Origin of the sequence: Cryobacterium cryoconiti, assembly GCF_004403065.1 — a bacterium.
Taxonomy (GTDB): Bacteria; Actinomycetota; Actinomycetes; order Actinomycetales; family Microbacteriaceae; genus Cryobacterium; species Cryobacterium cryoconiti.
Genome location: NZ_SOHA01000026.1, coordinates 1 through 6,810 on the forward strand (window position 1 = coordinate 1; position 6,810 = coordinate 6,810).

The following is a 6,810-nucleotide window of genomic DNA, read 5'->3' on the forward strand; positions in this document are numbered from 1 at the left end:
TGCGCCGTTTCGCGCCCGGCGTGCCATCCGCGCAGCGGCGCAGCACCCGCGTGACGCGGATGCGGGCGTCCGGGGCGGCCCACGGGGCGGGGGGAGGAGTCCGGGCGGGCAGCCGCGCTACTGCGCGGTGCGGGCAGCCCGGCGGCGCTTGGCGCCGCTGACGATGAGCAGGATGCCCGCGGTGAGGAGCGCGGCCCCGAAGATGGCGATGCCGAGCGCTGTTGCGGCCGAGGTGGTGGCTTCCGGGCGCAGGAGTCCGAGCAGCAGCAGCGACAGTCCGCGGGGGAGCGAGAAGAGGCTGAGGAAGCAGAGCACGCTGCCGACGATCACACGCGTCGTCCCGAACCCGGACGGCCCCGTGGACGGGGTGGGGGCGAAGGATTTGCTGGTGATTCCGGGGTCAGTCATCCGTTCAGCCTAGGGGCAGCGCCCGGAGCGCCTGCCCGCGAGAGTGCCCGTTCCGGTCGAGAGTGACCGGCGGAACGGGCACTCTCGACCGGAACGGGCACGTGGGCGGGCGAGGTGCGGGCGCGGCAGGGGCGGGACCGGGGGAGGATGCGAGATGATGCTCTCACTGAACGCGCAACATCCGTCGGAATGAAAGCGGTGCGGGAATGATCAATGGCGATGTCTCCTTCTGGTGGAACCAGCTCGGCCGGCCTGCCCCGCGGGAGCCGCTGCCCGGGCCGGCCACCGCCGACGTGTGCATCGTGGGCGCCGGGTACACCGGACTGTGGACGGCCTACTACCTGAAGAAGGCCGCCCCGGCCCTGCGGATCGTGATCGTGGAGCAGCGCTTCGCCGGCTACGGAGCGTCGGGGCGGAACGGCGGCTGGCTGACCAACTCGATCACCGGCGGCCGAGAGCAGTACGTGAAATCCCACGGCCGGGATGCGGCGGCCCGGTTCCAGACCGGTCTGAACGACACCGTCGACGAGGTGATCCGGGTCGCCGCAACCGAGGGCATCGACGCCGACATCGTCAAGGGCGGCGAGTTCACGGTGGCCTACGACCAGCCGCAGCAACGGCGCCTGGAGGCATCCGCTCGGGCGGAGCAGGCCTGGGACATGACGGATGTCGAACTCCTCTCCCCGGCGGCGGCGCGCGCCCGCATCGACGTGGCCGGCGCCACCGGGGCGATGTGGCACCCGCACTGCGCGCGCATCAACCCCGCCAAGCTCGCGGCCGGGCTCGCCCGGGTGGTGGAGGGCCTCGGCGTGGAGATCTTCGAGAACACCCGGGTCAGCGAGATCACCCCGCACCGGGCGATCACCGACCGGGGAGCCGTGGACGCGGAGTTCGTGGTGCGCGCCACCGAGGGGTTCACGGCGGGACTGAAGGGCCTGCACCGGGCCTGGCTGCCGATGAACTCCACCCTGATCGCGACCGCGCCGCTCAGCGAATCCGTCTGGGCGAGCATCGGCTGGGAGGGCCGGGAGACGCTCGGCGACATGGCGCACGCCTACATGTACGCTCAGCGCACCGCGGACGACCGCATCGCGATCGGCGGCCGGGGCGTGCCGTACCGGTTCGGGTCGCAGACGGATTCCGACGGGCAGACCCCGGAGAGCACGGTGGCGGCGCTGCGCGGCATCCTGACCCGGTTCTTCCCGGCGACGGCGGGCGTGGCGATCGACCACGCCTGGTCGGGGGTGCTCGGCGTGCCGCGCGACTGGGCGGCGACCGTGGGGCTCGACCCGGCGACCGGGCTGGCCTGGGCCGGCGGCTACGTGGGCACCGGGGTGGCGACGACGAATCTGGCCGGGCGCACGCTGACCGACCTGATCCTCGGCCACGACACCGGGCTCACCCGGCTGCCGTGGGTGAACCACCGGGTGCGCAACTGGGAGCCGGAGCCGCTGCGCTGGCTCGCCGTGCACGCCCTCTACCGCGCGTACTCGCTGGCCGACCACGCCGAGCGCACCCGGCGGCAGACGACGTCACCGCTGGCATCCGTCGCTGACGTGGTCTCGGGGCGCGGACACTAGCGGGTCGCGCGGGCCGCGGGTCGTGCGGGTCGTGCGGGTCGTGCGGATCGCGCGGGGCGGACCGCTGGCTACCGCGCCCCGGCCGGGACTAGTATTCCTGCCATGACTGCGAGCACCCCGCCCCCGGCCGGCCCTCTCCCTCTCACCGAGGACCAGGTCGACGCCACCCGCGCCGGCTACGCCTTCGACGCTCCGGCGCTCGAGCTGGGTGCCCTCGTCAACGGCGACGCCCGGCCGGACGTGCCCATCCGGATACCGCTGGCGATGACCAACCGGCACGGGCTGATCGCCGGGGCCACCGGCACGGGCAAGACCAGAACCCTGCAGTTGCTCGCCGAGCAGTTCTCCGCCCACGGCGTGCCGGTGTTCGCCGCCGACATCAAAGGCGACCTGTCGGGCATCGCCGGCGCGGGCACCCCGACCGACAAACTGCTGGCGCGAACGCAGGCGATCGGGCAGGACTGGCTGCCCACGGCATCCCCGACCGAATTCTTCTCCCTCGGCGGCGTCGGCCGGGGCATCCCGCTGCGGGCCACCGTGGCCGGTTTCGGACCGCTGCTGCTCAGCAAGGTGCTCGGCCTCAACGACACGCAGGAGTCCAGCCTCGGTCTCGTCTTCCACTACGCCGACCAGGCCGGGCTTCCACTGCTCGACCTGACCGACCTGCGCGCCGTGCTCACCTATCTGATCAGCGACGCGGCCGCGGGCGAACTCACCGAGCTCGGCGGGCTCTCGAAGGCCACCGTGGGGGTGATCCTGCGCGAACTCACCGTCTTCGCCGCCCAGGGTGCCGACGTGTTCTTCGGCGAACCGGAGATCGACACGCTCGACTTCCTGCGCACCACCGCCGACGGCCGCGGCGTGGTCAGCCTGCTCGAGGTGCCCGGCGTGGCGGACAAACCGGCCGTGTTCTCCACGTTCCTGATGTGGCTGCTGGCGGATCTGTTCAACGACCTGCCCGAGGTCGGCGACCAGGACAAGCCCAAACTGGTCTTCTTCTTCGATGAAGCCCACCTCCTGTTCACGGACGCGTCACGGGGCTTCCTCGACTCGATCACCCAGACGGTGCGCCTGATCCGGTCGAAGGGTGTCGGCATCTTCTTCATCACCCAGACCCCGAAAGACGTGCCGGGCGACGTGCTGGCGCAGCTCGGATCCCGGGTGCAGCACCAGCTTCGGGCGTTCACGCCGGATGATTCCAAGGCGCTGAGAGCATCCGTCTCGACCTATCCGCACTCCGGCTACCACCTCGAGGAGGTGCTCACCACACTCGGCACCGGCGAGGCGATCGTCACCGTGATGAACGAGAAAGGGGCACCCAGCCCGGTCGCCTGGACCCGTCTGCGGGCCCCGCAGGGAGCGATGGTACCGACGCCGCCGGACCACGTCGACGCCCTGGTGGCAGCCTCGCCGCTGCTCGCCCGGTATGGCGCCGCCATCGACCGGGACTCCGCGCGCGAGATTCTGGCGACCCGGCTGGAAGAGGCGAACCAGGCCGCGCAGGCCGAGCAGGACGCCCTGGACCAGGCCGAGGCGGCCGCCGTCGCCGAGAAGGAGCGGGACGCCCGACAGGTGCTCGAGGCGAAGGCCGAGAAGAAGGCTCAGGCCGAGTACGACCGGCTGATGCGGCAGACGCAGCCCGGAACGCGCACCCGAACGCCCGCGCGCGCCCAGAAGAGCGTGCTCGAGCAGGTGCTCGGGTCATCCGTCACGAAAACGATCCTGACCGGCGTGGTGGGCGGCATCTTCGGCACCCGGCGTCGCCGTTGACTCGCCGTTGACGGCGGGCAAGACGGATGCTGCGGGTTACTCCGTGTGGCCGGTGAAGCGCCGCTCGAACCAGTAGAGCAGCTCGGGGCGCGCCCGGTTGAGGTCCTGCAGGGTCATCGGCTCGGGCACCCGCACCACGGGAACGGCAAGCTGATCGACCACGGTTTCCATGGCGCCGCGCGAGTAGTACTGGCCGCGCATGCGCACGAGCAACCGACCGTCGGTGCCGGTCACGAACAGCTGCGGCTGGGTGTCGAGCGCGCCGCTCTGGTACAGCTCCAGCAGCACCACGCTGCCGACCTCGGCGGTGGAAAAGCTCACGACGCGGCCCAGGAAGCCGCGCTCCGAGATACCCTCGGCGTCGACCCGGATGATGGTGCGCGTGTAGGAGAGGTAGGCGAAGGCGCAGATGGCCAGCAGCAGGCCCTGGGCCGCGGCGACGGGCTGCCAGGTTCCGGTGGGGATGGTGAGCCAGAACAGAACGGCGGAAACGGGCGCGACGAGCGCGAGGACGGACAACCCCGACTGAAGGAGCACCCGACCCTGGGGTCGCAAAGCGTGCGCATGCATGCGCACACCCCCGTTAAATCTCACCCTTGGTTTCCCCCTCGCCGGTGTACACAGATTAGTCCTGTTTCCGTTTGTGTGCGGAAGCTACTGTTCCGGGCGGCATCCGTGAACCGTATAGTGAGCGAGTGCCATCCCTGTCCCTTCATAGAAGCGGTCCGCGCGTCCCGCGCAGCCGGCCGCATCCGGCGCAGGTCGTCGTCGCCGGATTCGCCGGCGCCGTTCTGGTCGGCACCGTGCTTTTGATGATCCCGATCGCCACGCCGGGGCCTGGTGGGACCTCACTTTTGATCGCGGCCTTCACCGCCACCTCGGCCGTCTGCGTGACCGGGCTGACCCTCGTCGACACCGCCACCTACTGGACGCCGTTCGGCCAGGTCATCATCCTGCTGCTGATCCAGATCGGCGGTTTCGGGATCATGACGTTCGCGTCGGTCCTCGGGCTCGCCGTGATCCGCAAAATGTCCCTCCGTTCACGCATGACCGCCGCTGCCGAGGTGAAGAGCTTCGGGCTCGAGGATGTCCGGGGTCTGGTTCTCGGCGTCGTGCGCATCTCCCTGATCGTGGAGTTCATCGTCGCGGTGCTGCTGACCCTGCGGTTCTCCACCGGTTACGGCGAACCGCTCGGCCGCGCCGTGTGGCTCGGAGTGTTCCATTCCGTGTCCTCGTTCAACAACGCCGGTTTCGCCCTGTTCAGTGACAACCTCATCTCCTACGCCACCGACCCGTTCATCTGCCTGCCCATCGCCGCCGCCGTGATCCTCGGCGGGCTGGGCTTCCCCGTGATCATGCAGCTGCGCAAGCACCTGCGGAACCCGCTGAAATGGTCGATGAACACCCGCATCGTGCTGGTCGGCACCACCACCCTCCTGGTCGCGGGCACCGTGTACATCACCGGTGTGGAGTGGAACAACCCGGGCACACTCGGCCCGCTCGACTGGCCGAGCAAGCTGCTGGTCGGCTTCTTCCAGTCGGTGCAGACCCGCACGGCCGGGTTCAACAGCCTTGACATCGGCGCCATGGATTCGGCGAGCCTGCTCGGCATGGACGTGCTCATGCTGATCGGCGGCGGCCCGGCCGGCACCGCCGGCGGCATCAAGATCACCACTTTCGCCGTGTTGTTCTTCATCCTGCTCACGGAGATCCGCGGCGAGGTCGCCGTGAACGTCTTCGGCAAGCGTCTCTCCCGGGCCGTGCACCGCCAGGCGATCACGATCGTGCTCCTCGCCGTCGCCGTGATCACGATCTCCACGGTCGCCCTGATGCTGATCACCGATCTCGGCCTCGACGAACTGCTCTTCGAGGTGATCTCCGCCTTCGGCACCGTGGGGCTGTCGACCGGGATCACCGCCAGTCTGCCCCCGGCGGGTCAGGTCATCCTGATGCTGCTCATGTTCATCGGCCGTCTGGGCCCGATGGGGTTCGCCTCGGCGCTCGCCCTGCGGGAACGCCCCATCGCGTACGAATTCCCGAAAGAGAGGCCCATCATTGGCTAAGTTTTCCCTGTTCGGGCACCAGCAGCCCGCGCGCATGGCCGAAGCGGATGCAATCGTCGTGATCGGCCTGGGCCGGTTCGGCAGCGCCCTCGCGATGGAGCTCATGGCCAGCGGGAGCGAGGTGCTCGGCATTGACGGCAACGAGGAGATCGTGCAGGCGCACAACGGCCTGCTCACCCATGTGGTGCGCGCCGACTCCACCAAGGAGGACACCCTCCGCCAGCTCTCGGTGCCGGACTTCAGCAGTGCGGTCGTCTCGATCGGCAGCGATATCCAGGCGAACATCCTCACCGCGAGCCTGCTGCTCAAGCTGGGCATCCCGAACATCTGGGCCAAGGCGGTCAGTGACCCGCACGGCGAGATTCTGCGCCAGATCGGGGTCAGGCATGTCATCTACCCCGAGAAGGACATGGGCAAGCGGGTGGCGCACCTGGTGCGCGGAGTGATGCAGGACTACATCGAGATCGACGAGAACTTCGCCCTGGTGAAGACGAACCCGCCGCTGGAGATCATCGGAGTGCCGCTGGGCAAATCGAGCGTGCGCACCATCCACGGGGTCACGGTCACCGCGTACAACCGGCCCGGACAGGGTTGGAGCTACACGACCCTCGACACGCAACTCGAGGCCGACGACGTCATCCTGATCGCCGGCGACGTGCGCAAGGTGGAGTCCTTCAGCCGCCTCCGGTGAGTCGGGGCTAGGCTCAGCCGGATGAGCCTCGCCGCCGCCAACTTCGTCTCCACCACCGCCCTCGGCACCAGAATCGTGGTGCGCACCCGCATCGAGGGTGGGGTGACGGATGCCGTGGGCTACCTGCGTTCCGTCACCGACACCGGCTGCACGGTCGAGACCAAACGCGGTCTGGTCACCCTCGCGCTCGCCGACATCGTTGCCGCGAAGCAGGTGCCGCCGCCCCCCGCGCCGCGGGCGCCGCGCCGCCCCCTCGCCGACTAGCGCTCCGCTCGCCGCCCGCTGCTCGCCGCCCGTC

7 protein-coding genes are annotated in these 6,810 nt (G+C 69.7%); 5 read left to right on the top strand and 2 right to left on the bottom strand.

Going from position 1 to position 6,810, the window contains the following annotated elements; all coding sequences use genetic code 11:
• Nucleotides 1-117 precede the first annotated feature (117 nt).
• On the bottom strand, nucleotides 118-408 hold the full coding sequence (locus E3T49_RS08680; RefSeq protein WP_134424541.1) for a hypothetical protein: 291 nt from the start codon (nucleotides 406-408) through the stop codon (nucleotides 118-120).
• Between the two features lie 206 nt (nucleotides 409-614).
• On the opposite strand from E3T49_RS08680, the gene E3T49_RS08685 reads away from it, so the two are divergent.
• Nucleotides 615-1,988 carry an NAD(P)/FAD-dependent oxidoreductase gene (locus tag E3T49_RS08685; RefSeq protein WP_134424542.1) on the top strand — a complete coding sequence of 458 codons (1,374 nt, stop codon included), beginning with the start codon at nucleotides 615-617 and terminating at the stop codon, nucleotides 1,986-1,988.
• Between the two features lie 102 nt (nucleotides 1,989-2,090).
• Entirely contained in the window at nucleotides 2,091-3,758 is a 1,668-nt protein-coding gene (locus E3T49_RS08690) for a helicase HerA-like domain-containing protein (RefSeq protein WP_134424543.1), read from the top strand.
• Between the two features lie 36 nt (nucleotides 3,759-3,794).
• On the opposite strand, the gene E3T49_RS08695 is transcribed toward E3T49_RS08690, so the two are convergent.
• Nucleotides 3,795-4,295: a hypothetical protein gene (locus E3T49_RS08695; protein WP_134424544.1), complete on the bottom strand. Its 501-nt coding sequence runs from the start codon at nucleotides 4,293-4,295 to the stop codon at nucleotides 3,795-3,797.
• A gap of 158 nt (nucleotides 4,296-4,453) precedes the next feature.
• Here E3T49_RS08695 and E3T49_RS08700 point away from each other — a divergent pair, with 158 nt between their 5' ends.
• From E3T49_RS08700 to E3T49_RS08710, 3 genes are read left to right on the top strand one after another with little or no spacing between them, the layout of a single operon-like run.
• Nucleotides 4,454-5,821, top strand: coding sequence for a TrkH family potassium uptake protein (locus E3T49_RS08700; RefSeq protein WP_241972720.1), 1,368 nt, complete (start codon nucleotides 4,454-4,456; stop codon nucleotides 5,819-5,821).
• Nucleotides 5,814-6,512 (top strand): potassium channel family protein, encoded by a 699-nt coding sequence (locus E3T49_RS08705; protein ID WP_241972721.1) that lies wholly within the window; start codon nucleotides 5,814-5,816, stop codon nucleotides 6,510-6,512. The genes E3T49_RS08700 and E3T49_RS08705 overlap by 8 nt, the downstream gene beginning before the upstream one ends.
• A gap of 21 nt (nucleotides 6,513-6,533) precedes the next feature.
• On the top strand, nucleotides 6,534-6,776 hold the full coding sequence (locus E3T49_RS08710; protein WP_134424545.1) for a putative acetyltransferase: 243 nt from the start codon (nucleotides 6,534-6,536) through the stop codon (nucleotides 6,774-6,776).
• The last annotated feature ends 34 nt before the right edge of the window (nucleotides 6,777-6,810 follow it).

Bases quoted from the DNA above. Each gene is read 5' to 3' on its own strand.
- E3T49_RS08710 (WP_134424545.1), top strand. From the start codon at position 6,534: ATGAGCCTCGCCGCCGCCAACTTCGTCTCCACCACCGCCCTCGGCACC.
- E3T49_RS08680 (WP_134424541.1), bottom strand. From the start codon at position 408: ATGACTGACCCCGGAATCACCAGCAAATCCTTCGCCCCCACCCCGTCC.
- E3T49_RS08690 (WP_134424543.1), top strand. From the start codon at position 2,091: ATGACTGCGAGCACCCCGCCCCCGGCCGGCCCTCTCCCTCTCACCGAG.
- E3T49_RS08685 (WP_134424542.1), top strand. From the start codon at position 615: ATGATCAATGGCGATGTCTCCTTCTGGTGGAACCAGCTCGGCCGGCCT.